Annotated in this window: 22 protein-coding genes; 10 read left to right on the forward strand and 12 right to left on the reverse strand. The window is 57.1% G+C overall.

Annotated features, from left to right (window positions below; all coding sequences use genetic code 11):
• Nucleotides 1–226 precede the first annotated feature (226 nt).
• Nucleotides 227–1,219, reverse strand: a complete 993-nt coding sequence (locus ACLGE8_RS12165; RefSeq protein WP_410998752.1) for a LacI family DNA-binding transcriptional regulator — start codon at nucleotides 1,217–1,219, stop codon at nucleotides 227–229.
• A 253-nt stretch (nucleotides 1,220–1,472) separates the two neighbouring features.
• Between ACLGE8_RS12165 and idnO the strand changes: the two genes are divergently transcribed.
• Genes idnO through ACLGE8_RS12180 form a run of 3 tightly spaced genes read left to right on the forward strand, consistent with a single transcriptional unit; the run spans nucleotide 1,473 to nucleotide 3,247 of the window.
• A complete protein-coding gene (gene idnO, locus ACLGE8_RS12170) occupies nucleotides 1,473–2,237 on the forward strand; it encodes a gluconate 5-dehydrogenase (protein WP_410998754.1) in 765 nt (254 codons plus the stop codon).
• Nucleotides 2,238–2,252: 15 nt separating this feature from the next.
• Nucleotides 2,253–2,783: a gluconokinase gene (locus ACLGE8_RS12175; RefSeq protein ID WP_410998756.1), complete on the forward strand. Its 531-nt coding sequence runs from the start codon at nucleotides 2,253–2,255 to the stop codon at nucleotides 2,781–2,783.
• Nucleotides 2,780–3,247 carry a YhcH/YjgK/YiaL family protein gene (locus tag ACLGE8_RS12180; protein WP_410998758.1) on the forward strand — a complete coding sequence of 156 codons (468 nt, stop codon included), beginning with the start codon at nucleotides 2,780–2,782 and terminating at the stop codon, nucleotides 3,245–3,247. Before ACLGE8_RS12175 ends, ACLGE8_RS12180 begins: the two co-directional genes overlap by 4 nt.
• Before the next feature lie 48 nt (nucleotides 3,248–3,295).
• Here the strand turns inward: ACLGE8_RS12180 and ACLGE8_RS12185 are convergent, their stop codons facing one another.
• Nucleotides 3,296–3,529 (reverse strand): YgdI/YgdR family lipoprotein, encoded by a 234-nt coding sequence (locus ACLGE8_RS12185; RefSeq protein WP_410998760.1) that lies wholly within the window; start codon nucleotides 3,527–3,529, stop codon nucleotides 3,296–3,298.
• Between the two features lie 103 nt (nucleotides 3,530–3,632).
• Nucleotides 3,633–4,508 (reverse strand): ROK family protein, encoded by an 876-nt coding sequence (locus ACLGE8_RS12190; RefSeq protein ID WP_410998762.1) that lies wholly within the window; start codon nucleotides 4,506–4,508, stop codon nucleotides 3,633–3,635.
• A gap of 170 nt (nucleotides 4,509–4,678) precedes the next feature.
• Here ACLGE8_RS12190 and ACLGE8_RS12195 point away from each other — a divergent pair, with 170 nt between their 5' ends.
• Nucleotides 4,679–5,542 (forward strand): MurR/RpiR family transcriptional regulator, encoded by an 864-nt coding sequence (locus ACLGE8_RS12195; protein ID WP_410998764.1) that lies wholly within the window; start codon nucleotides 4,679–4,681, stop codon nucleotides 5,540–5,542.
• A gap of 151 nt (nucleotides 5,543–5,693) precedes the next feature.
• On the opposite strand, the gene ACLGE8_RS12200 is transcribed toward ACLGE8_RS12195, so the two are convergent.
• Complete coding sequence (locus ACLGE8_RS12200; RefSeq protein WP_410998766.1) at nucleotides 5,694–6,089, reverse strand: RidA family protein; 396 nt, start codon at nucleotides 6,087–6,089, stop codon at nucleotides 5,694–5,696.
• Complete coding sequence (locus ACLGE8_RS12205) at nucleotides 6,086–7,546, reverse strand: N-acyl-D-amino-acid deacylase family protein (RefSeq protein ID WP_410998768.1); 1,461 nt, start codon at nucleotides 7,544–7,546, stop codon at nucleotides 6,086–6,088. Before ACLGE8_RS12205 ends, ACLGE8_RS12200 begins: the two co-directional genes overlap by 4 nt.
• A 202-nt stretch (nucleotides 7,547–7,748) precedes the next feature.
• Here ACLGE8_RS12205 and ACLGE8_RS12210 point away from each other — a divergent pair, with 202 nt between their 5' ends.
• Nucleotides 7,749–8,969, forward strand: a complete 1,221-nt coding sequence (locus tag ACLGE8_RS12210; RefSeq protein WP_410998770.1) for an amino acid deaminase — start codon at nucleotides 7,749–7,751, stop codon at nucleotides 8,967–8,969.
• A 181-nt stretch (nucleotides 8,970–9,150) separates the two neighbouring features.
• Here the strand turns inward: ACLGE8_RS12210 and ACLGE8_RS12215 are convergent, their stop codons facing one another.
• Nucleotides 9,151–10,230 (reverse strand): MurR/RpiR family transcriptional regulator, encoded by a 1,080-nt coding sequence (locus tag ACLGE8_RS12215; RefSeq protein WP_410998772.1) that lies wholly within the window; start codon nucleotides 10,228–10,230, stop codon nucleotides 9,151–9,153.
• 272 nt (nucleotides 10,231–10,502) lie between these two features.
• Here ACLGE8_RS12215 and ACLGE8_RS12220 point away from each other — a divergent pair, with 272 nt between their 5' ends.
• From ACLGE8_RS12220 to celB, 3 genes are read left to right on the forward strand one after another with little or no spacing between them, the layout of a single operon-like run.
• Nucleotides 10,503–10,808 (forward strand): PTS sugar transporter subunit IIB, encoded by a 306-nt coding sequence (locus ACLGE8_RS12220; protein ID WP_106925318.1) that lies wholly within the window; start codon nucleotides 10,503–10,505, stop codon nucleotides 10,806–10,808.
• 16 nt (nucleotides 10,809–10,824) lie between these two features.
• Nucleotides 10,825–12,129 carry a 6-phospho-beta-glucosidase gene (locus ACLGE8_RS12225; RefSeq protein WP_410998774.1) on the forward strand — a complete coding sequence of 435 codons (1,305 nt, stop codon included), beginning with the start codon at nucleotides 10,825–10,827 and terminating at the stop codon, nucleotides 12,127–12,129.
• Nucleotides 12,130–12,178: 49 nt separating this feature from the next.
• Complete coding sequence (gene celB, locus ACLGE8_RS12230; protein ID WP_410998776.1) at nucleotides 12,179–13,528, forward strand: PTS cellobiose transporter subunit IIC; 1,350 nt, start codon at nucleotides 12,179–12,181, stop codon at nucleotides 13,526–13,528.
• Nucleotides 13,529–13,588: 60 nt separating this feature from the next.
• Here the strand turns inward: celB and carB are convergent, their stop codons facing one another.
• The 4 genes from carB to ACLGE8_RS12250 form a co-directional block, all read right to left on the reverse strand.
• Nucleotides 13,589–16,813: a carbamoyl-phosphate synthase large subunit gene (gene carB / locus ACLGE8_RS12235; protein WP_368300163.1), complete on the reverse strand. Its 3,225-nt coding sequence runs from the start codon at nucleotides 16,811–16,813 to the stop codon at nucleotides 13,589–13,591.
• A gap of 18 nt (nucleotides 16,814–16,831) precedes the next feature.
• Nucleotides 16,832–17,980: a glutamine-hydrolyzing carbamoyl-phosphate synthase small subunit gene (carA, locus tag ACLGE8_RS12240; RefSeq protein WP_410998778.1), complete on the reverse strand. Its 1,149-nt coding sequence runs from the start codon at nucleotides 17,978–17,980 to the stop codon at nucleotides 16,832–16,834.
• A 455-nt stretch (nucleotides 17,981–18,435) separates the two neighbouring features.
• On the reverse strand, nucleotides 18,436–19,257 hold the full coding sequence (gene dapB / locus ACLGE8_RS12245) for a 4-hydroxy-tetrahydrodipicolinate reductase (protein ID WP_410998780.1): 822 nt from the start codon (nucleotides 19,255–19,257) through the stop codon (nucleotides 18,436–18,438).
• A gap of 269 nt (nucleotides 19,258–19,526) precedes the next feature.
• Nucleotides 19,527–20,159, reverse strand: coding sequence for an alanyl-tRNA editing protein (locus tag ACLGE8_RS12250; protein ID WP_410998782.1), 633 nt, complete (start codon nucleotides 20,157–20,159; stop codon nucleotides 19,527–19,529).
• A 92-nt stretch (nucleotides 20,160–20,251) separates the two neighbouring features.
• Between ACLGE8_RS12250 and ACLGE8_RS12255 the strand changes: the two genes are divergently transcribed.
• Nucleotides 20,252–21,160, forward strand: coding sequence for a LysR family transcriptional regulator (locus tag ACLGE8_RS12255; protein WP_410998784.1), 909 nt, complete (start codon nucleotides 20,252–20,254; stop codon nucleotides 21,158–21,160).
• On the opposite strand, the gene ACLGE8_RS12260 is transcribed toward ACLGE8_RS12255, so the two are convergent.
• A complete protein-coding gene (locus ACLGE8_RS12260) occupies nucleotides 21,151–22,056 on the reverse strand; it encodes a LysR family transcriptional regulator (RefSeq protein ID WP_410998786.1) in 906 nt (301 codons plus the stop codon). The genes ACLGE8_RS12255 and ACLGE8_RS12260 overlap by 10 nt on opposite strands.
• A 121-nt stretch (nucleotides 22,057–22,177) precedes the next feature.
• Between ACLGE8_RS12260 and ACLGE8_RS12265 the strand changes: the two genes are divergently transcribed.
• Nucleotides 22,178–22,876, forward strand: coding sequence for an SDR family NAD(P)-dependent oxidoreductase (locus ACLGE8_RS12265; RefSeq protein ID WP_410998788.1), 699 nt, complete (start codon nucleotides 22,178–22,180; stop codon nucleotides 22,874–22,876).
• A 4-nt stretch (nucleotides 22,877–22,880) separates the two neighbouring features.
• Here the strand turns inward: ACLGE8_RS12265 and rihC are convergent, their stop codons facing one another.
• A complete protein-coding gene (rihC, locus tag ACLGE8_RS12270) occupies nucleotides 22,881–23,795 on the reverse strand; it encodes a ribonucleoside hydrolase RihC (RefSeq protein WP_410998790.1) in 915 nt (304 codons plus the stop codon).
• Nucleotides 23,796–23,854: the final 59 nt, after the last annotated feature.

Raw genomic sequence — 23,854 nt, forward strand, 5'->3', positions numbered from 1 at the left:
GGGTTTTCACGATGTCATTTTGCGATCTGCATCACGGCAGATCGTGTTAGAACTCCGTGTTACGGATGACGTGATCGTGGAAGCAAAAGCCCGCTGGAATGCGGGCTGGGTGGCAACAATTAAATAACATTACGGCGGTAGCGGTAGGCCGGATAAGGCGTTTATGCCGCCATCCGGCAATCTGCTCAGGGCTGCCGGATGGCGCTTTGCTTATCCGGCCTACCGATCAGATGGTTTCACCCATCGATAAACGATAGTGCAGATCCACCTTCTCAATAGTCGGTAAGCCTTTTATTTTCTTAATTAAAATCTCGGTGGCGACCTTACCCATCTCAAAGCGTGGCGTCAGAACGCTCGCCAGGCGCGGGCTCACCACCTGACCAATCTCCAGCCCGTGGAACCCGGCAATCGCCATCTCCTGCGGCACCGTGATACCGGAAGCGATGCACTCCTGTAACACCCCGACCGCGAGGTCATCGTTGGTGCAGAGAATGGCGTCCATCTCTTTATACATCTGGCGGGCAAGGGTCATCATGCCGGTGCCAATCGATACCGAAGAGACCTTGTTCGGCGCAATGCGCCCGACGGCCAGACCCGCCTCTTCCATCGCCCGGCAGTAGCCCGCATAGCGCTGCTCATCGCGAATATCCGACATCGAGCCAAAATAGATAATCTGCTTTTTACCGCTCGCCAGCAGCATATTGGTCATATCTAACCCGGCGCGGTAATTATCAAAGCCCACGTTGATGCGGTCGGCGTTATCCGATAAGCCCATCACCTCGGCAATGGGGATTTTCGCGGCTTTCAGGTATTTCTCCGCCCGCAGCGTATGCACCGATTCGGTTAATAGCAGCGCCTTGACGTTCAGCGCCAGCACGGTAGCAATCTGTTCCTCTTCACGCTGGCTGTCGTAATCATAGTTCACCACCAGCGTCTGATAGCCGTGAGCGGTGGTGACCGATTCAATACCGGCCAACACGTCGGAGAAAATCTGGTTATTAAAGGAGGGGATCAGCACGCCAATGCGCGGCGCAACGTTACTACTCATGGCGGGATTGTCGGGGTCCGGCTGGTAACCCACCTCTTCAATCACGCTGGCAATGCGTTCGGCGGTTTCCGGCTTCACCTTCTCGGGCGTGCGTAAATAGCGACTGACGGTCATTTTGGTTACCCCCGCCAGCGCGGCGATATCCTCTAACGTGATGCGTTGTACTTTCATTAGCCCTGCCCGTCATTACCGAAATCCTGTGGCCTATTATGCCAGCAGGTTACAAAAAAGAGAAAGCGATAACCTACCGTCAAAGCCCCGTATGGCGGGGTTTTCGCCCGGTTTTCCTCTTCAGGATCACACATGCTGTAACCCCTTTTTGTAACATAGTTGAGAGTGATCTTCATCACAGTTTCACCGAGGCAAAACCCGTGAGATAGGGAACATCTTCTTGGCGCATCGGTTCGCAATACAGGACACAGTGATGAACAACTTATTCAGCCTGCAAGGCAAACGCATTTTAATTACCGGTTCCGGACAAGGTATCGGCTACGTGATGGCTCAGGGATTGGCTCAGTACGGCGCGGAAATCATCATCAACGATATCTCCGCAGAGCGCGCCGAGCAGGCGGCGATGAAACTCCGCGATGAGGGCGCCACCGCCCATACCGCGGTCTTTAACGTCACCGACCCGGAGTCGGTGGAAAACGCCATTGCCGATATTGAAGCGCGCATCGGCGCTATCGACGTGCTGTTTAATAACGCCGGTATCCAGCGCCGCCACCCGTTCACCGAGTTTCCGGTGAAAGAATGGAACGACGTGATTGCCGTGAACCAGACCGCCGTTTTCCTGGTATCCCAGGCCGTGGCCAAACGCATGATGACGCGCAGCGCGGGAAAAATCGTCAATATCTGTTCGATGCAGAGCGAACTGGGGCGCGACACCATCACCCCGTACGCCGCCGCCAAAGGCGCGGTCAAAATGCTGACCCGCGGAATGTGCGTGGAGCTGGCGCGCCATAACATTCAGGTTAACGGTATCGCCCCAGGCTACTTTAAAACCGCCATGACCCAGGCGTTGGTTGACGATAAAGCCTTTACCGACTGGCTGTGTAAACGTACGCCAGCCGCCCGCTGGGGCGACCCGCAGGAACTGGTTGGCGCGGCGGTGTTTCTGTCGTCGAAAGCCTCTGATTTTGTGAATGGGCATCTGCTGTTTGTTGACGGCGGCATGCTGGTTGCCGTTTGAGTCGGGAGCAAAACCATGGCAGGACAATGCATCATTTTAATGGGCGTCTCCGGCACCGGAAAAACCACCGTCGGGCAGGCGCTTTCCCAGGCGCTGGGGGCGAAGTTTATCGACGGCGATGACCTTCACCCACGGGCGAATATTGTCAAAATGGCCGCCAGCCAGCCGCTGGAAGATAGCGACCGTCAGCCGTGGCTGGAGCGCATTGGCGATGTGATCTTTAGCCTCGGGCAGAAAAACGAGTCCGGCGTGCTGGTCTGCTCGGCGCTGAAAAAGCGCTACCGCGACCAGCTTCGCGCGGGTAATCCGCATCTGCGCTTCCTGTGGCTAACCGGCGACTATGACTGCATTTTGCAGCGGATGCAGGCGCGAAAAGGCCACTTTATGCCGGAAGCGCTGCTGCAAAGTCAGTTTGCCGCACTTGAAGCCCCTGACGACCGCGAGCCGGACATTATGCCGGTTGATATTTCCGGCGATGTTCCGGGCATTGTTGCCCGCTCGCTCACCCTTTTAGCCCATCAACCCGCATCGGGAGTTCCGGCATGATTATCGACACGCTCTATAACGCAGAGAAAACCGCCTTTTATCCGCAGGCTATCCGCAAGGCGCTGCGCGCGGTGATCCAGCAGGAGCCGCACACCCTGCCGCCGGGTAAATATACCGTCGATGGCGATAACCTGTTCTTCAACGTGGTGGAAGGGGAAAGCAAACCGTTGGCCGAGCAGCGCCCGGAGTACCATCGTCAATATATTGATATTCACATCGTGCTGAAGGGTGAAGAGATTATTGGGGCAGGAAATAAAGGGCTGGAGATTGTCGAGGACGGTGCCTTTAACGACGCGCACGATATTGGCTTCTGCACGCAAATCAGCAGCGAAACGCTGATTCACCTGCACCCGGAAGAGATTGCCATCGTCTTCCCCAGCGAGCTTCACCGCCCTATGGGTAGCCTTGGCGCGGGCGCGCCGCTGCGTAAAATCATCGTCAAAATTAATAGCGCACTGATTTAAATGTTATGCGCTGGCCCCGCACCACAATCGCGGGGCCACGAATAACGTTTAGTTATCGAGCTCACCCATCGACCGCACCTGATCGCGGTTGATCTGTTCGGTTTTACCGGTTTCAGCATTTTTGTACGACACCAGACCGGTATCCTCATCGACCTGTGGTTTCCCATCGGTGACGATCGTTTTCCCATCGGTGGTTTTTAACGCCTGGTTGGATGAACACCCTGCAACGGTAAAGAGTGCGCCGGCGGTCAGAATCGCTACGGTAAGTCGCTTATATTTCATTATGTTTCCCTCCTGCTTCTCAGCTTAAATCGTTATCACTCTAACCATTTTAGACTAGCTGGCTGAACTCGAGAGGGAAACCAGAACACTCCGAAGCGGCATTTTAGCCGTGTTGTTGAGCAAAGCTCACCGCCGCACCGATAAGATTGGCGTCGTTGCGGTACTGGCAGAGCAGCAATTTCGGCATAAATTCCGCGAGATCTTTTTCCGCAACCAGATCCGTCAGGCGAGAGGCGATCCCGGCAAAAATGGCATCGCTGGCAGAGATCCCTCCGCCAATCACCAGACAATCCGGATCGTAACAGACCTGCAAATTTAGCAGCCCGACGGCCATCCAGTGATAGAACTGCGCCACTTCCTGTTTCGCAACCTCATCGCCCTGCTCGGCCAAACGAAACACCTCGGCTCCGGAAACGGAATCCCGTTCAAGCGACATCCGCTGCGCGTAGCGCCGCGCCATCGCGACGGCGGTGCCCAGTTCGCTGAACGTCTGCCCGCCCTCCAGGGTCATCAGCCCAAATTCTCCGGCATAGCCATGGCTACCGCGGCGCAGCACTTTATCTTCGAGGATAGCGCCCCCCACACCTGAACCGACAATCACAAACAGCACGTGCCGATCGTCACGCCCGGCCCCCAGCGCCGCTTCGGCAATGCCCGCGGCATTGGCGTCATTTTCAATGCTGACCGGCAGGCCAAACAGCGCCGTCAGCGCCTCGACGATGGGGAAATGGTGGATGTAAGGAATCGCGCTCAGGCCACCTATCACGCCGCGTTCAGGGTCTACGCTGCCGGGAGCGCTGATTGCCACGCCCTGAATATCATAGCGCTGCTGGTACTGACGGCAGATGTCCAGCAACTGGGCCTGCATCTTTTCCCAGCTATCGGGCGTTTTTACTGCCCCCGTATCCGTTAAAACCTCCTGATGCCAGACGCCGTACTTAACTGAACTCCCACCCCAATCAAATAACAAAATAGCCATATATATTCCGTAGTTATGCGTTTTGACAGAAAGAAAGAGGGTTATTATGCCGGGTGACAGAGTGCTGAAAATTGAGCCCTCTCTCAACATTGAACGGCGCTACGAGTCCTTTTTCCCGCCGCAGGATTTTTATGGTACAAAGTACCAGCTATTTTTTTCAGGGGCTTACCATGTCTGTACCCATCGACATCATTTCCTGCATTACCGACCGCTTTGTCGAACTGACCGCCACCGAGAAGCGGATCGCCCAGTTTATTCTCGACGACGTGCAGGCAGCGACGACCTTACCGATTGCCGAAATGGCGAAGCTGACCGATACCAGCCAGGCATCGATCACCCGCTTTGCGCGGGCCATTGGCTGTAAAGACGTGCGTGAACTGAAGGTAAAGCTCGCCCAGTCGCTGGCGGTTGGGCAGCGTTTTATTCTCGATGTGCCAGACCTGGAAGGCGTTCAGGGGATCTACGAGACGATCATCAACGTGCTGGAGATGAACCGCCGGGCACTGGACCCTGACTCGCTCAGCCGCGCCGTCGCATGGCTCGGCGGGGCGCGGCAGATCCTCGCCATCGGCATGGGCGGCGGCTCGACTATCTGCGCCCAGGAGGTGCAGTTCCGCCTGTTCCGCCTTGGTCTACCGGTGGTGAGCCAGAGCGACGGGCTGCTGGTGAGAATGATGTGCTCAGCGGTGTCGCCAAACGATGTAGTACTGGCGCTGTCGCTGGGCGGCTATACGCAAGAGGTGGTGGAGAGCGCAGCGATTGCGCGTCAGTACGGCGCGAAGGTGATTGCCATTACCCCGGAGTCGACGCCGCTTGCCGAGAATGCCGATTTGGTACTGCCGCTGATCGTGCGGGAAAACGATTTTATCTTCAAGCCCAGCACCTCTCGCTACGCGATGCTGGCGATGGTGGATGTGCTGGCGACGGAATTAGCGGTGGTGAATAAAGCGGAGACGAAAAACCGTCTGCGACGGATCAAGCTGGCGCTGGATAGCCATCGGGGCGGGGCTGACCGCCAGCCGCTGGGGGATTAGTGCGGGGTTTTCCCCCTCACCCTAACCCTCTCACCGAAGGGGCGAGGGGACTGAATATGCGGGTTGAGGCTTCGGAGTTAAAATGGGCGCGCTTTTCCCCCTCTCCCTTCCTGGGAGAGGGTTGGGGTGAGGGTCCAACCCACCCTGCAAGTTACTTCACTCGCTGCGCGTTGTAACAGGTCAAATCCACCTCAACCTTACAATCCACCACCAGGTCCGCTACGCAGCACACGCGCGCCGGCGGGTGGTCGGCAAAGAACTCACGGAACACTTTGTTGAAAGACTGGAAGTAGCGCGCATCGGTCAGATAGACCTTCACATGCACCACATCCGCCAGGCTATATCCCGCATCCTGCATAATATCCACGCAGTTCTGAATCGCCAGACGGGACTGTTCAATAATCCCCCCCTCCACCACTTCGCCGTCTTTCATTGGCGTTTGCCCGGACACATACAGCCAGCCGCCGGCTTCAACGGCCTTGGCAAACGGCAAAGACTGCCCGCCGGTACCGGTGCTGCCGCCAACGCCATAACGTTTAATGCTCATTGTTGCTGCTCCTTAATTTTTCCGGCTGACCGGCGTAAGAATCGCCCAGCGCGCCCGATAACGTTGTGATTGTGCCCGTAGCTCATGACGCCGTTGACCATCACCGCGTCAATACCAGCGGCGGGCTGCTGCGGGTCGCTAAAGCTCGCAACATCGCGGATGGTCTCTGGGTCGAACAACACCAGATCGGCAAAATAGCCGCGTTTGATAAGCCCGCGGTCGGTGAGCTGAAAACGCGCCGCCGACAGGCCGGTCATCTTGTGTACCGCGATGGTCAACGGGAACAGTTTTTCATCACGGCTGTAGTGCCCCAGCACGCGTGGGAACGCCCCCCACAGACGAGGATGCGGCATTGGGTCATTGGGTAAGCCGTCCGAGCCGACCATGGTCAGCGGATAGCGCAACACTCGCTGCACATCCTGTTCATCCATGTTGTAGTAAATAGCGCCGGCAGGCATCAACCGCTTGCCCGCCTCTTCCAGCGTCAGCGACCAGCTTTGCGCAATCTGCTTTAAGGTCTGCCCAGCCATCTCCGGATGCGGCGTTGACCAGGTGATAACGATGTCAAAATCAGCGGTAATCTGTTTCATATCCAGCGTCGACGAGCTGGCGGAATACGGATAACAGTCGCAGGCGACATCCTGCTGTTCGCGGGCTTTATCGAACAGCGCCAGCGTTTCCACGGTGCGCCCCCAGTTGTTGGCTCCCGCGCATTTGTGGTGCGAGACCACCACCGGCACCTTGCCGTGGCGACCAATACGGAACGCTTCATCAAGCGCGTCGAGAATCGGCTCGAACTCCGAGCGCAGATGGGTGGTATAAATCCCGTTCTCCGCCGCCAGTTCTTCCGCCAGCGCCATCACCTCTTCGGTCGTCGACTGGAAGGCGGAGGCATAGGCGAGCCCGGTGCTGAGCCCTAACGCCCCCTGCTGTAGCGCCAGTCGCAGCTGTTTTCGCATGGCCTGAATTTCCACCGCATTGGCCGGGCGGAACAGAGAATCCATCTGATTATTACGCAGCGCGGTATGACCGATCAGCGTGCCGACGTTCACCGCCGGACACGCCTGCGTCACTGCGTCAGCGTAGGCGTTAACCGTCGGGTAGATAAACTGTTCCGCATTGCCCAATAGGTTCATCGGATCCGGCACGTCGCCTGCGATCGTCGCACTCGCAGCACTGATCCCGCAGTTACCGACGATCACCGTGGTCACGCCCTGGCTAATTTTGGGCAGGTACTCCGGCATGCGGATAACGTTAATGTCATCGTGGGTATGGACATCGATAAATCCCGGTGCCAGCACGCGACCCGTGCCGTCAATCTCGTGCTGCGTCTGCCCGTCGATGGCGGGCGCTATCTCCACAATGCGATCGCCCTTGATGGCGACATCACCGCGATACTGCGGGCCGCCGCTACCGTCGATAACCGTGACGTTCCTGAACAGATAATCGAACTGCATCTCTTCTCTACCCCTGTCGTTTCCTGCCTTGAATTTGACCATTTACAAGCGCTGAAAACAGTGAAAGACTACACAAAACAGGCATAAATTAATGATACTTTTATTCATCAAAATCAACACCAATAAAAAAAGTCATTTAATTACAATAAAATAACTAATTACACATTCATGATATAAGACAAAAACCGGAAGGATTTATGTTATGAAATACCAATCAAATCTCTTCGTATCCCACAAATCAGCTACGCTATTTACCCCAACAAACATCCTCAATGAAGACGTTTGCCTTCCCGCGGCAGTGATCAAAAAGACAGCGTTGGACAACAATATCCAGTGGATGCAGCGCTACGCCGATGCGCGCGGCGTCTCACTCGCCCCGCACGGTAAAACCACCATGACACCGTGGATCTTTTCACAGCAGCAGCAGGCGGGGGCCTGGGCTATTGGCGTTGGCAGCGCCTGGCAGGCTAGCATCGCCGCCGCCAGCGGCATTCACCGCGTGTTGATGGTGAACCAACTGGTCGGCAAGGCCAATATGGCACTGATAGCCCGACTCAAGACGGAATACCCGGCAGTGGATTACCTGTGCTGCGTCGACAGCATCGACAACGCCCGCGCACTCTCGGCATTCTTCGCCGCGCAAAACCAGACGCTGGATATTCTGCTGGAGCTGGGCGTGCCGGGCGGCCGCTGCGGGTGTCGAACCGCAGAACAGGCGCTTGCGCTTGCCGAGCAGATAGCCCCCCTGCCGGCACTGCGTTTGCGCGGTCTTGAGCTGTATGAAGGTGTGCTGCACGGCGATAACCCACAGCCGAAGGTGGAAGCGCTGCTGCGCGATGCCGCCGCGCTGGCCTGCCAGCTTGAGCGCTATGTGACGGGCGAGTTTCTCCTCACCGGCGCGGGCTCCGTGTGGTATGACGTGGTGTGTAACGTCTGGCTTGCCGAGCCGAAACCGGCCAACTGCCGGGTGGCGATCCGCCCTGGCTGCTATATCACCCACGATGCGGGGATCTATCTGGAAGCGCAGAACGCGATCGTCGCGCGTGACCAGACGGCCTGCGACCTCGGCGGCGATCTGGTTTCTGCGCTGGAACTGGTGGCGATGGTGCAGTCGGTGCCGGAAAGCGGCCGGGCGATCGTCAATTTCGGCAAGCGCGACAGCGCGTTTGATGCTGGGTTACCGCAGCCAGTAGCGCATTATCGCGCAGGGAAAACGATTGAAATGGCGACGAACAGCATTGAAACCACAGGAATCATGGATCAGCACGCCATGCTGAAGCTGGCACCAGGCGTGGACATGAAGGTGGGGGATATTCTGGTGTTCAGCACCTCGCACCCTTGCCTGACGTTCGACAAATGGAAGGCGCTGCTGCTGGTTGATGACGAGTATAACGTGCTGGAAACGTTAGAGACGGCGTTCTGAGCCCCCGGCGTCGCGTTTGTACGGCCGGACTACCGTACATGTCGTTGTAGGCCGGATAAGGCTATGCCGCCATCCGGCAATCAACACCAACCCGCCTGATGGCGCTACGCTTATCAGGCCTACAAAACCGAATCGGTGCATGTAGCCCGGCCGAGCAACGCAACGCCGGGGCAGCACCAACTCACATCGAATCACATATCAAATCGACAATCAGCAGCGACCCGTAACGCGGGTCGTTAAGCGGTAGCGTGACATTTTGCTGATGGCTGAGCGCGCTCTCCTGCTGGCCTATCACGATAATATCCGCCCCCGCCCAGCGCGCCTGATGCACGGCGGCAATCAGCGCGCTTCCCGGCGGCGTACCGGCAAAGACCACCAGCACCTGCCCCGCCCCGAGCATCGAAGCGGTAATTCCCATCAGCGCCGGATCCTGACAGACATTGGCCGGGTATCCCTGCGTCAGCAGACGGTACTGCAACACGCTGGCAAACGGATTATCGGCGGTACTGGCGCTGAAAATATGCACCGCTTTCGCCTGTTTAAGCAGGCTTGTCGCCCGCTCAACCGCCGCAGGCGACAGCTCGTGAAGCTGCGCGTTCAACGAATACTGGATCTGGTTAAGCCGCTCGCGCCACGGCTCCGGCATATCACCGCTGGCAACCGGCGCGCTGGCTTGCGCCAGCTTCATGCGCAAATCGCGAATATCGTCGCAGCCTGCCGCGCGGGCAAAACGCGTGATGGTGGCCGGACTCACGCCGGCTGCCGTCGCCAGCTGATCGATCGTCGCCGACGCCGCAAACGCCACGTCGCTGAGGATCGTCTGCGCTACACGGGACTCCTGTTGGCTAAAATCCTGCAGCCGCTGGCGAATCAGGCTCAGAATGTCATCGCTACCCTCGCGACCAATGGAGTGAGAAAAGCGATCAAGGATCTCACTGCCGATCCCGGCGTTTTTCGCCAGCTTCTGGAGCGTACCGGTGTCCACCCATGCCGCGTCGCCGAGCATCGGTGCCGCCGTCGTTTTCAAACGATTCTCCTGCTGCTGATGTCGCACCTGGCCAATAAAATCATTGAGATCGGCGCAGCCAATACTGCGCGAGAAATGCTGTAGCGTCGCAGGGCTCACGCCCGCCTTTGCCGCCAGCTCTTCAATACTTGCCTCAGGTATCTGGGCAAAATTATCAAGGAAAAAGCGCGCCAGCCGGGATTCCTGCGCCGGCAGCCCCGATAGCCCATTCACCAGCTGATAAACAATATCCATAACCAGAGAGTCCTAATGTCGGCAAGTTTTGCTCGTTAAAAACATCATAATTTATTGAAATTATTTTTCAATTCATTCGATCAACAGACCCAGGCATCTCCGCTATCCGGGTAACAGTTATTCGTTTTTCTTACCTCGATCACACTTTAACGCAGATAACATACCGTAAAGCAATATTTTAACGCCGATCACACTCATGAAAATAATTTTCATACATGCTGCATGAAACGGCTAATGTGTGAAATATGTTTTCAAGTGAGGGAAAAATTGTCATGAAAAAGATCATGTTGTGCTGCGCCGCCGGAATGTCCACCAGCATGCTGGTACAGAAGATGCGCGCCGAAGCGGAAAAACGCGCGCTGGCGGTCGAGATTAACGCTTATCCGGTTGCCGAAATCGAAAGCATGTTGCCGCAGGCCGACGTGGTGCTGCTCGGCCCGCAGGTGCAGTTTGAACTCTCTCGTCTGCGCGAGCTGTCTGCACCATTGGGCAAACCGGTCGAAGTGATCGACATGATGGACTACGGCACCATGCGCGGCGATCGCGTACTCGATAAAGCGATCCAACTGATGGCCTAAGGCCTCGGAGAGAACAATGAAAATTACCGTGATTGGCGGGGGCAGCAGCTACACCCCTGAACTGGTTGAAGGATTAATTGCGCGTCATGCTTCCCTGCCAATGGCGGAACTGGCGCTGGTTGATGTCGAAGCAGGTCGTGAAAAGGTCGAAATTATTGCCGCGCTCGCCCGCCGCATGCTCGACCGCAACGGGCTGGAGGCGGTGAAAGTATCGGTTCACTTCGATGCCGATGAAGCGATTACCGGCTCAAGTTTTGTGCTCACCCAACTGCGTGTAGGCCAGCTACCGGCTCGCGCCGCTGATGAGCGTCTGGGTTTAAGTCACAAGCTGCTGGGCCAGGAAACCACCGGCGTGGGCGGCTTCGCTAAAGCGCTGCGCACGATTCCGGTGATGCTGGATATCGCCAGACGCGTCGAGCGCCTGGCGCCGAATGCATGGATCATCAACTTCACCAATCCGGCAGGTATCGTCACTGAAGCGGTGTCACGTCACAGCAAGGCGAAGATCATCGGCCTGTGCAACGTGCCGGTGACGATGCACCACATGATTGCCGACATGCTGAAGCTGCCTTACGACAACGTTTCGCTGCGCTTTGCCGGCCTGAACCATATGGTTTGGGTGCATCAGGTGCTGGCCGCGGGTCGCGATGCGACCGACGAGGTTATCGAGATGCTGTGCGACGGCGAGCAGCTGTCGATGAACAACATCAAGGCCATTCCGTGGCCACCGGAACTACTGCGTGCGCTGCGCGCCATTCCCTGCCCGTATCACCGCTATTTCTGGCAGACCCGCACCATGCTGGAAGACGAACTGGCGGATGCCGACAGCAAAGGCACCCGCGCCGAGCAGGTAATGAAAGTCGAAGCGTCGCTGTTCAAACTGTACGCCGACCCGAATCTGGACAAGAAACCAGAGGAGCTGAGCCAGCGCGGCGGTTCGTTCTACTCCGAAGTGGCCGTACAGCTGATTAACGCACTGCACAACAATCTTGGCATTGAGATGGTGGTCAATACCGCCAATAACGGTGCCATTCAAGGACTGCCGGACGACGCGGTGATAGAGACCAACTGCCTGATTGATGCGCTGGGTGCGCATCCGCTGGCCTTTGGCAAACTGCCACCGCTGATGAACGGCCTGACCCAGCAGGTGAAGGATTTTGAGCGTCTGACCATTGATGCCGCCGTAGATGGCGATAAGCAAAAAGCGCTGCTGGCGCTGGTCGCCAACCCGCTGGTCGCCGATGTGAATCTGGCCTCGGCGCTGGTCGATGAAGTACTCACAATCAATAAAGCGTGGCTGCCGCAGTTTAGCCAACCATAAATACAGCAATAGCCCGGTCGGCAACGTCTGCGCCGGGCAGGGGGTGTCTGTGAATAAGTCGATAATAGATAAATACGTTTTACCGACCGCGCTCAAAATCGCCGGACAAAAACATGTGCTTTCGGTGCGTGACGGGATCATCCTGAACATGCCGTTTATGCTGATAGGTTCGTTCTTCCTGATCTTCGCCTATCTGCCGGTGCCGGGCTACGGCACGCTGATGACCGAGCTTTTCGGCCCAACGTGGCAGGAAAAAGTGCTCTACCCGGTCAAGGCGACTTACGACATCATGGCGCTGATCTCCAGCTTCGGTATCGCCTACCGTCTGGCGGAGAAGTACCGCACCCTCGACCCGCTGACCGCCGGGGCTGTCTCCCTGGTGGCCTTTGTGATGACCATTCCACAGCACATCATGTTTACCCCGGCGGGTAGCGACGTGGCGCAGCTGGTCAAAGGCGTGATGCCAATGGGCCAGATTGGCAGCCAGGGGCTGTTCGTAGCTATCCTGATTGCCCTGCTCTCAACCGAAATCTACCGCTTTGTTAACGACCGCAACCTGGTGATTCGCATGCCGGAAGGCGTGCCACCGGCGGTGGCAAAATCGTTCCTCGCGCTGATCCCAGGTTTCTGCGTGCTGGCGGTAGTGCTGGCGCTGCGTCTGCTGGTTGAAGCAACGCCGTTTGGCGATATCAACACCATGATTACTGAGCTAGTCGGTATTCCGATGAGCCACGTCGGCGGCTCGCTGCCGGGGATGATAATTTCGGTGCTGCTGATTGGCATTCTGTGGATGCTCGGCCTGCACGGCGACACCATCGTGCTGGTGTTTATCCGCCCGGTCTGGCTCAGCAACATGTCGGAAAACCTGGAAGCGTTCCAGAACGGCCTGCCAATCCCGCACATTATCACCCAGCAGTTCTACGATCTGTGGATTGCACCAGGCGGTACCGGGGCGCTGTTAGGGCTGGTTATCTTTATGATCCTGCGCAGCCGCAGCATGCAGATGAAGCAGCTCGGTAAAATCGCCGCGCCGGGCAGCCTGTTTAACATCAGCGAGCCAATGGTATTTGGTATTCCTATCGTGATGAACCCGTACCTGGTAGTGCCGTTTATCCTGACCCCGGTGGTTCTGGTGATTGTCTCCTACGTGGCAATGACCACCGGTTTGGTGGCCAAACCGGCCGGGATTGCGCTGCCGTTCACCACGCCGATTGTGGTCAGTGGATATCTGGCAACCGGCGGACATATCTCCGGTTCAGTGCTGCAAATCGTCAACCTCGGGATCTCGCTGGTGATGTATTACCCGTTCTTCCGTATCTGGGATAACCTGAAATTCCGCGAGGAACAGGCCAGCAAGTCGCAGCAGACCGCAGCGGCGATGCCAGCAACGGAACAGTAACCAGGATATAAAAACAAAAACGCCGGGCATCTGCCCGGCGTTTTATTTTATTGCTCGCACTTATTTTTTAATCTGCGCGTGCATTTCCTGTACGGAAGTCACTTTGTCTTTGGCATCTGCATTCAGCGCCATCGCCGTCGCGAAGCCACCGTTCAGGGTGGTGTCGTAATGCACCTTGTACTGCAGCGCGCTGCGGCGAATCAGCTTGGAGTCTTCAATCGCCTGACGACCTGCGGTGGTGTTGATGATGTAGGTGTATTCGCCATTCTTAATACGGTCCTGAATGTGCGGACGGCCTTCATGCACCTTGTTCACCAGACGCGGGTTGATACCGGCTTCGCCCAGCACAATCGCGGTACCGTGGGTCGCATCCAGCTCGAAGCCCTGTTTCAGCAGCTTAGCGGCCAGGTCAACCACGCGCTCTTTGTCGCCTTCGCGAACGGAGAGCAGCGCACGGCCCTGTTTCTTCATGGTGGAGTTGCTGCCCAGCTGCGCCTTGGCGAACGCTTCCGCGAAGGTACGGCCCACGCCCATCACTTCCCCGGTAGAGCGCATTTCTGGCCCTAACAGTGGGTCAACGCCTGGGAATTTGTTGAACGGCAGCACCACTTCTTTCACCGAGTAGTACGGTGGGATGATTTCTTTGGTCACGCCCTGCTGCTTCAGGGTTTTCCCTGCCATCACACGCGCCGCCACTTTCGCCAGCGGTACGCCGGTCGCCTTGGAGACGAACGGTACGGTACGCGCCGCACGTGGGTTAACTTCAATCAGGTAGACTTCGTTGTCTTTTACCGCGAACTGCACGTTCATCAGGCCGCGTACCTGCAGTTCGAAGGCCAGCTTCTGCACCTGCTCACGCATCACGTCCTGAATTTCCTGGCTCAGCGTGTAGGCTGGCAGGGAACACGCTGAGTCACCGGAGTGAACGCCAGCCTGCTCGATGTGCTCCATGATGCCGCCAATCAGCACCATTTCGCCGTCGCAGATAGCGTCAACGTCGACTTCAATCGCGTCGTCGAGGAAGCGGTCCAGCAGCACCGGCGCGTCGTTAGATACGCTGACGGCGGTCTGGAAGTAACGCTTAAGGTCGACTTCGTCGTAGACGATTTCCATCGCACGGCCGCCCAGTACGTAGGACGGGCGCACCACCAGCGGGTAGCCAATCTCTTTCGCCTTCTCAACCGCTTGTTCAATCGCGGTCACGGTGGCGTTCGCCGGCTGTTTCAGCTTCAGACGGTCAACCGCATGCTGGAAGCGTTCACGGTCTTCCGCACGGTCGATAGCATCCGGGCTGGTACCGATAACCGGTACGCCTGCGGCTTCCAGTTCACGCGCCAGTTTCAGCGGGGTCTGGCCGCCGTACTGTACGATAACGCCCTTCGGCTTCTCGATGCGCACGATTTCCAGCACGTCTTCCAGGGTTACCGGCTCGAAGTACAGACGGTCGGAAGTGTCGTAGTCGGTAGAGACGGTTTCCGGGTTACAGTTGACCATGATGGTCTCGTAACCGTCTTCGCGCAGCGCCAGCGAGGCGTGTACGCAGCAGTAGTCGAATTCGATACCTTGACCGATACGGTTCGGGCCGCCGCCGAGGACCATGATTTTGTCGCGGTCAACGGACGGGTTGGACTCGCACTCTTCTTCATAGGTGGAGTACATGTAGGCGGTGTCGGTGGCAAATTCAGCCGCGCAGGTATCCACACGCTTGTAGACCGGGTGCAGGTTGTACTGGTCACGCAGCTTGCGGATTTCCGCTTCGCGTACGCCCGCCAGTTTCGCCAGACGCGCATCGGCAAAGCCTTTGCGTTTCAGGTGGAACAGGAAGTCAGCGTCGAGGCCGTTGATGCCCACTTCCGCCACTTTCTCTTCCAGACGCACCAGCTCTTCAATCTGTACCAGGAACCAGCGGTCGATGTTGGTCAGGTTGAACACGCCGTCGACGGAAAGGCCCGCGCGGAAGGCATCGGCGATGTACCAGATACGCTCAGCGCCTGCGTCTTTCAGCTCGCGGCGGATTTTGGTCAGCGCTTCAGGGTCGTCGAGGCTCACTTTCGGGTCGAAGCCGGTCGCGCCCACTTCCAGGCCGCGTAGCGCTTTCTGCAGGGATTCCTGCTGCGTGCGGCCAATCGCCATCACTTCACCGACAGATTTCATCTGCGTGGTCAGACGGTCGTTCGCGCCGACAAACTTCTCGAAGTTGAAGCGTGGAATCTTGGTCACAACGTAGTCGATGGACGGCTCGAAGGATGCCGGGGTACGGCCGCCAGTGATGTCGTTCATCAGTTCGTCGAGGGTGTAGCCCACTGCCAGCTTGGCGGCCACTTTAGCAATCGGGAAGCCGGTTGCTTTGGAAGCCAGCGCCGAGGAGCGGGATACACGCGGGTTCATCTCGATAACAATCAGGCGACCATCTTTCGGGTTCACCGAGAACTGCACGTTAGAACCACCGGTTTCTACGCCGATTTCACGCAGTACCGCCATCGAGGCGTTACGCATGATTTGGTATTCTTTGTCGGTCAGGGTCTGCGCTGGCGCCACGGTGATGGAGTCACCGGTGTGGATGCCCATCGCATCGAAGTTTTCGATAGAGCAGACGATGATGCAGTTGTCGTTCTTATCACGCACCACTTCCATCTCGTACTCTTTCCAGCCGATCAGCGATTCATCAATCAGCAGCTCGTTGGTTGGCGAGAGGTCCAGACCGCGTTCGCAGATTTCTTCGAACTCTTCGCGGTTGTAGGCGATACCGCCACCGGTGCCGCCCATGGTGAAGCTTGGGCGGATGATGCATGGGAAGCCGACGTCAGCGGCAACCGCCAGCGCTTCTTCCATGGTGTGCGCGATACCGGAACGTGCGGTGTCGAGGCCGATTTTCTTCATCGCCACGTCGAAACGGCGACGGTCTTCTGCTTTATCAATCGCGTCGGCAGTCGCACCAATCATGGTCACGCCGAACTCTTCGAGCACGCCCTGACGCTCCAGCTCCAGCGCGCAGTTCAGCGCGGTCTGGCCGCCCATGGTCGGCAGAACCGCGTCCGGGCGCTCTTTTTCGATGATTTTGCGTACCACTTCCCAGTGAATCGGCTCGATGTAGGTCGCATCGGCCATTTCCGGGTCGGTCATGATGGTGGCCGGGTTAGAGTTCACCAGAATGACGCGGTAGCCCTCTTCACGCAGCGCTTTACACGCCTGGGCACCGGAGTAGTCAAACTCACACGCCTGACCGATAACAATCGGGCCCGCGCCCAGAATCAGGATACTTTTTATGTCTGTACGTTTTGGCATGGCTCTTATTACTCCTGATTATTTCGCGGACTGACGGTATTGCTCAATAAGCTCGATAAAGTGGTCGAACAGCGGCGCCGCATCGTGCGGGCCTGGGCTCGCCTCTGGGTGGCCCTGGAAGCTGAACGCCGGTTTATCGGTACGGTGAATCCCCTGCAGGGTACCGTCGAACAGAGATTTGTGGGTCACGCGCAGGTTGGCTGGCAGCGAGTCTTCATCAACCGCGAAGCCGTGGTTCTGCGCGGTGATCATCACCACGTTCTTGTCCATATCTTTCACCGGGTGGTTGCCACCGTGGTGACCAAACTTCATCTTGATGGTCTTCGCACCGCTCGCCAGCGCCAGCAGTTGATGGCCGAGGCAGATGCCAAATACCGGAACGTCGGTCTGGAGGAATTTTTCAATCGCGTCGATGGCGTAGTCACACGGTGCTGGGTCACCAGGGCCGTTAGACAGGAACACGCCGTCTGGATTCATCGCCAGGACTTCTTCGGCGGAGGTTTTCGCTGGCACCACCGTCAGGCGGCAGCCGCGGTCAACCAGCATGCGCAGGATGTTGCGTTTCGCGCCAAAATCGTAGGCCACGACGTGGAACGGCAGTTCTTCTTCGGACTTCGCTTCCGGCAGGTCACCCACCAGCGTCCAGCTACCCTGCGTCCAGCTGTAGGATTCAGCCGTGGTTACTTCTTTTGCCAGGTCCATCCCATTTAAGCCCGGGAACGCTTTGGCTTTTTCTAAGGCCAGCGTAGCATCCAGATTATCGCCTGCGATGATGCAGCCGTTCTGAGCGCCCTTCTCGCGCAGCAGTCGCGTCAGCTTACGAGTATCGATATCGGCAATCGCCACGATGTTATGGCGCTTGAGGTAAGAAGAGAGGTCTTCGGTGTTGCGGTAGTTGCTGGCAATCAGCGGCAGGTCGCGAATAACCAGACCCTGAGCGTGAACCTGAGAGGACTCTTCATCGGCGGCGTTGGTGCCGACATTACCAATATGGGGATAAGTAAGGGTGACGATTTGGCGAGAATAGGAAGGATCAGTGAGGATTTCTTGATAACCGGTCATTGAAGTATTGAAAACGACTTCCCCAACCGCCGAACCCGTTGCCCCTATGGCCCGACCGTAAAACTGGGTTCCGTCTTCCAGAACCAATAGCGCTGACTTAATCAAAACACCCTCCAGAGAATATTTACTCGCTTTATTTGCATATTAATTCATAACAATGGCACAAATCAATGCAAATCTGCTTACCGATGAATTTCTGGCAAACGGCGGCATTCTAGTGACAGCCTCGGCAAATGTCTACCTTAAAGGACAATTTTTATTATTATTTTGCGCCATTGATGTGACAGCAAGGCGATAGCCATCAAAAAGATCAACTAACTCATTGTGGAAAACGCTTGCGGAGCAGGAAGAGTGTTAAATTTCGACAAGGGGAGTGAAAAAGTAGACCGGATGGTCAAAATTTACATTTAACCAACACATTTTAGATAGATAATATCTAAAAACAATAGACTCATAACAAAAACACGAAATAACAGATAAAATAAAGGGCAATAAAATATTGCCCTGTGTAATCAACTAATTATGACTACAATAACCACATCACGATGGGTAATAAATACTTATAATTCATTTAAATTCAGCACATCACGCATATCAAAAAGACCGTTTTTCTTAGTTTTTAGCCACAGTGCCGATCTTACCGCGCCGTTAGCAAAGGTCATGCGGCTTGAAGCCTTATGCGTAATCTCTACGCGCTCGCCAATGTCGGCAAACATCGCGGTGTGTTCACCAACAATGTCGCCGGCGCGAACGGTGGCAAAACCAATAGTGCCCGGCACGCGTTCACCGGTATAACCTTCGCGCGAGTAGACCGCGCAGTCCTTGAGATCTTTATCCAGCGCCCCGGCGATCGCTTCGCCCATCGCCAGCGCCGTGCCCGATGGCGCATCCACTTTATGGCGGTGGTGCGCTTCAATAATTTCGATATCGGTATAGTCGCCCATCACTTTCGCCGCTTTCTCCAGCAGCTTGAGCATGACGTTAACGCCAACGCTGAAGTTGGCTGCGAAAACGATCGCAATCTCTTCTGACGCCTCGCGAATGGCCTGTTTACCGGCATCGTCAAAGCCGGTGGTCCCAATGACCATGCCTTTACCGTGCTGGCGACAAAACGCCAGATGCGCCAGCGTGCCTTCCGGGCGGGTAAAATCGATGAACACATCAAAATCATCTTTTACCGCTTCCAGGCTGCTCTGAACGGTGACGCCAGATTTGCCAGCCCCCGCCAGTTCACCGGCATCGCTGCCCAGTAAAGAAGAGCCTTCACGCTCCAGCGCGGCCCCTAATTGAACGCCTTCCATCGCCAGGGTTGCCTGGATTAACTGCCGTCCCATGCGGCCGCCAGCGCCAGCAATGGCGACGCGGATTTGTGCATCATGCATAGCTATTCTCTTTTGTTAAAATTGCGTAAATCGTTTTCAGAGTAACCAGCCCGCGGCAGGGTCGCCAGCCGAAAACGTCCATAATTAGAATTTAATGATAAACAGAGAGGAATATCAGTAAAAGACATGATTCATCCCGCAGGATGAATCATTGCCGCCGCAAAGGAAAGAAGTCAAACGCGCTCAGGATGGCGCGAGAGGATAGAAAAACGACGGGAAAACCGAGCGATGACCAGCGAATCCGCGAAGATAATTTCGCCAGGCGCGTTTTACGCCTCGAGCGTATAGTTGACGATCATCTGCCCCTTTTTCATCTTCACCTGGGTAATCGTCACCGGCCCAATCTCCGAAAGGTGGGCAACGTGCGTTCCTCCACACGGGTAAGCCGGGAGATAACCAAACCCCACCTGCCGCAAGCCATCGGCAAACGTCACCTGTCGGGCGAGATTTTCCGCCTGCCAGTCGCTGATTTTCGCCAGTAGCGACGTCGCATCCGGCAACGTGGCGTTTTCCCCAGTGGCGAAAGTAATACGCCCCTCGTTGGGCCAATGGTGCGCTTTCACCGGATGCCAGCCGTATTCGGTTCCCGCCAGGCCGATCAGGTGCCCGGCAGAATGCAGCCGGGCGTGCAGTTTGCGCTGCGCGGCATCCACCCGCAGATTCACGGCGCCGGGGGATAACGGTTTTGCCAGGATATGCAGCACATCGTCACCGCGCGACAACACCGCTTCCACTGGTTCATCACTAATCCAGCCCGCGTCCGCAGGCTGCCCGCCGCCCTGCGGGTGAAACAGCGTGCTATCCAGCACAATCGCGTAGCGCCCGTCCGGCTCTGGCGTACAGCTCAGCACGTTAGCCGGGCCTTCGGTGTTATCGCAGGTGTAATAAAGACGTTCAGTCATGATTGTTCTCCTCTTGATGAGAAGAGTATATTCACTTTATCAATGGCGATAATCCTGCGCCCACTCAATACATCTTTGCCTGGTATGCACAAATGAACCCTAACCTTCTACCCGACCTTGCCACCTTTGTGTTGATTATCGACCAGGGTAACTTTACCGCTGCCGCCAAAGCCGCTGGCGCCACGCCTTCCGCCATTAGCCGCAGCGTGTCGCGTCTTGAGCAGGCGCTGGGCAGTAAATTGCTGCATCGTACCACCCGCAAGCTAGCGCTGAGCGAGACGGGGAAAATGGTGTACGAACACGCGCAGGAGATGCTGAATGCCGCGCAGATGGCGATGGATTCCGGCAGTAGCCGCCAGCAGGTGGCGCAGGGCAAGTTGACCGTTAGCGTACCGAAAGCGGTGGGACGCTTTGTGATTCACCCGCTGATGGCCGAATTCCTTGAGCGCTATCCGGACGTCGACGTGTGCCTGCGCCTTGAAGACCGCTATATGGATTTGATTGACGACGGCGTCGACCTGGCGCTGCGCATCAGCCAGTCACCCTCCCCCGGCCTGTACGGCAAAGCGTTGATGCCGGTAAGCCATGTGATTTGCGCTACCCCGGCATATTTACGCCAGCACGGTACGCCGGATACCCCACAGGCGCTGCGCGAACATTGCTGCATCAGCCTCGGCGAAACGCCCACCGATGCGCGCTGGAAATTCCGGTTTGGCGAGAAGAGCGAGACGATTCAGACCCATGGACGCTACGCCGCCAACCATACCGGCGTGCGGCTGGACGCGGTGAAAAGCCATCTCGGTATCGGCAGCCTGCCGCTGTTTACCGCGCGGGAAGCGCTGGCTAACGGCGAGATTGTGCAGGTACTGCCGGAGTGGGAATTTATCAGCGACTACAGCGGCGATCTGTGGCTGTTATGGACACGTAACCAACATATGCCCGCCAGGATGCGGGCGATGATTGATTACCTGAGTGAGAAGCTACCGCAGCGCTATGACTGACAAACGCTGAGCACCAAACGCCGCAGCCAGCGGTGCGCGGGGTCGGCGTCCATACGCGGATGCCACATCTGCGAGACGGTCATCTCAGGCGTTTTCACCGGCAGCACAAATGAGGTATACCGCTCGGCTTCAATGCGGCTCTGTAACCCCACAAACCAGGACAATGGCACCTGAGCAATCAGGTCGCTATCCTGCACAACTGCCAGCGCCGCCGTATATCCCGGCACAATCGACACCACGCGGCGCGATAGCCCTAGCGCTGCCAATGCCTCATCAACCGGCCCTTGCCTACTGCCGTGGCGCGAAGCCACCACATGCCCCCAACGCGCATACTCCTCAACGCTTAGCGTACTGGCCAGCAGCGGATGGTTTTTCCTCACTACGCCGACAAAGCGGTCCCGGAACAGCGTCTGCAGACGAATCTCCGGCCCCATCGCCTTCTGCACGCCAATCTCAAGGCACACCCGCCCCTCGCGCAGCGGCGCGGCCTCTTTTTCCGGCTTGGCGACAAAACAGAGACGCACGCCAGGCGCTTGCGCTGCCGCCGCTGCGACCAGACGGGCGCCAAAGGTTTCAACAAAACCGTCATTGGTGCGCAGCATGAAGGTTCTTTCCAGCGTCGGTAGCGTCAGCGCTGAAAGCGCCGGGCTGAGTACCTGGCGGGCCTCCAGCGCTGCGCTGTTAGCCCTTTCCCGAATCGCTTGCGCATGGGGGGTGAGCACCATCTTTCTTCCCGCTCTCACCAGCAGCGGGTCGTTCGTCGCCGCACGTAAGCGACTCAAGGTACGGCTCATCGCCGAGGCGCTCAGCCCCAAACGGCGCGCCGCACCGGCCACGCTCGATTCACTGAGCAGCGCATCAAGCGCCACCAGCAGGTTGAAATCAGGTTCCGTCATGTCATCTCTTTTTGATAAGGCGTTTGGTGCAGGTTATTACTGTAGATGCTGCGTCTTCCGCCATATATGAAATGCGCCTATATTTTCTGCAACTCATCAGTATTACCGCAGGAGAACCCTCATGCAGGCAAAAACCGTACTCATCGTTGGCGCATCGCGCGGCCTCGGGCAGGCAATGGCAGAGGCGTTTATCGGCCACGGCTGGAACGTGATTGGCACCGTGCGCCAATCAGCCCCCGCGACCCCTTTACATCAGTTGGCGCTCCAGCATCCAGGCAAGGTGCGTATTGAGATGCTGGATATTTGCAGCGCGCAGCAGATAGCCACGCTAGCGCAACGCCTGCACGGCCAGCGCATCGATATGCTGTTTGTGAACGCCGGTACCACCAATCGCGACCCTTCTCAGGGCATTGGTGATATTACGACGGAAGAGTTTATGCAGATAATGCTGACCAACGCGCTGGCCCCAATGCGGGTGGTTGAGCAGCTGGAACCGCAGGTTACCGCCGGGGGGCTGATTGGCGTGATGTCCTCAGGTCAGGGGAGTATTGCTAATAACGAAAGCGGGCAGCGGGAACTCTACCGCGGCAGCAAGGCGGCGCTAAATATGTTTATGCGAAGCTTTGCCGCTCGCCCCACCATGCATGGCAGACCGTTGGTCACCATGGCGCCGGGGTGGATCAAGACCGATTTAGGCGGCCCTGATGCCCCTTACACCATTGCAGAGACCATTCCCTCATTGGTGAACGTGCTGCTGGAAAAACAGCAGCGTCCGGGGCTGGAGTACCTCGATTTTCGCGGTAACACCGTTCCCTGGTAAATGCTTAAGGCGCTAATGCGAACACTTCCGCTACCCATTGGCGGAAGCCTTCGACGTCCAGCCCCAGCGCGACCTGCGCGTTGGCAGGCTGACCGAGTTTCCCTTCAATATCCACCACCGTTGTCCCGGCGGTATATTGCCCCTGCGTTTCAACCGCAACGTAGCAGCTTTGCAGGGTAAACAGCGCCGGGCGCGCCAGCCAGGCAATCGCGCACAGGTCGTGCATGCGCAGGCCGCTCTGCATACTGCCACTGCGGTAGTGGCTGAACAGCGCGTGAAGCATACCGCCGGTTTTATTCAGCGCCGGCAGTGAGGCCAGATATTCCGGCGAGAGCGTTGCCTGATTGGTAACGTCCAGCCCACACATCACAATCTCCAGACCGCTGCGGAACACCAGCGCCGCTGCTTCTGGGTCGATAGCGATATTAAACTCGGCGTTCGGCGTAAAGTTACCGCGCCCGGCGGAACCGCCCATAATCACCAGGCGGCGAATGTTGAAGCGGCACTCAGGGTACTGCGTCAGCAGCAGCGCGATATTGGTCAGCGGGCCAATCGCGACCAGGGTGACAGGCTCCGACGCCAGCATCAGCGCATCGCGGATCGCCTGGAACGCCGGTTTCGCCAGCGGCTGGCGGTTATGCTCGACAAAATCATAGCCCTCCATGCCGGATTCGCCGTGCACCGCCGCGGCATCGCGCAGCGGGCGAACCAGCGGTGCGGCCGCGCCCTGCGCCAGCGGCACATCCGCTTCCCAGAAATGGAGCAACTGCAGGCCGTTACGGGTGGTTTTCTCGACGGAGACGTTGCCGGCGACGGTGGTCATAAGCTGGAGATCCAGCTCGGGAGCAAACAGCGCGGCGGCAATCGCCGCGGCGTCGTCGATACCGGGATCGGTATCCAGGAAGATAGGCAGTCGCATGATTTCTCCATAAAAAATGCCAGACGTTAAGCCTGGCATTTTTTCACATTCACGGGGAG

The organism is Kluyvera sp. 142486, assembly GCF_046569695.1.
GTDB lineage: Bacteria > Pseudomonadota > Gammaproteobacteria > Enterobacterales > Enterobacteriaceae > Kluyvera.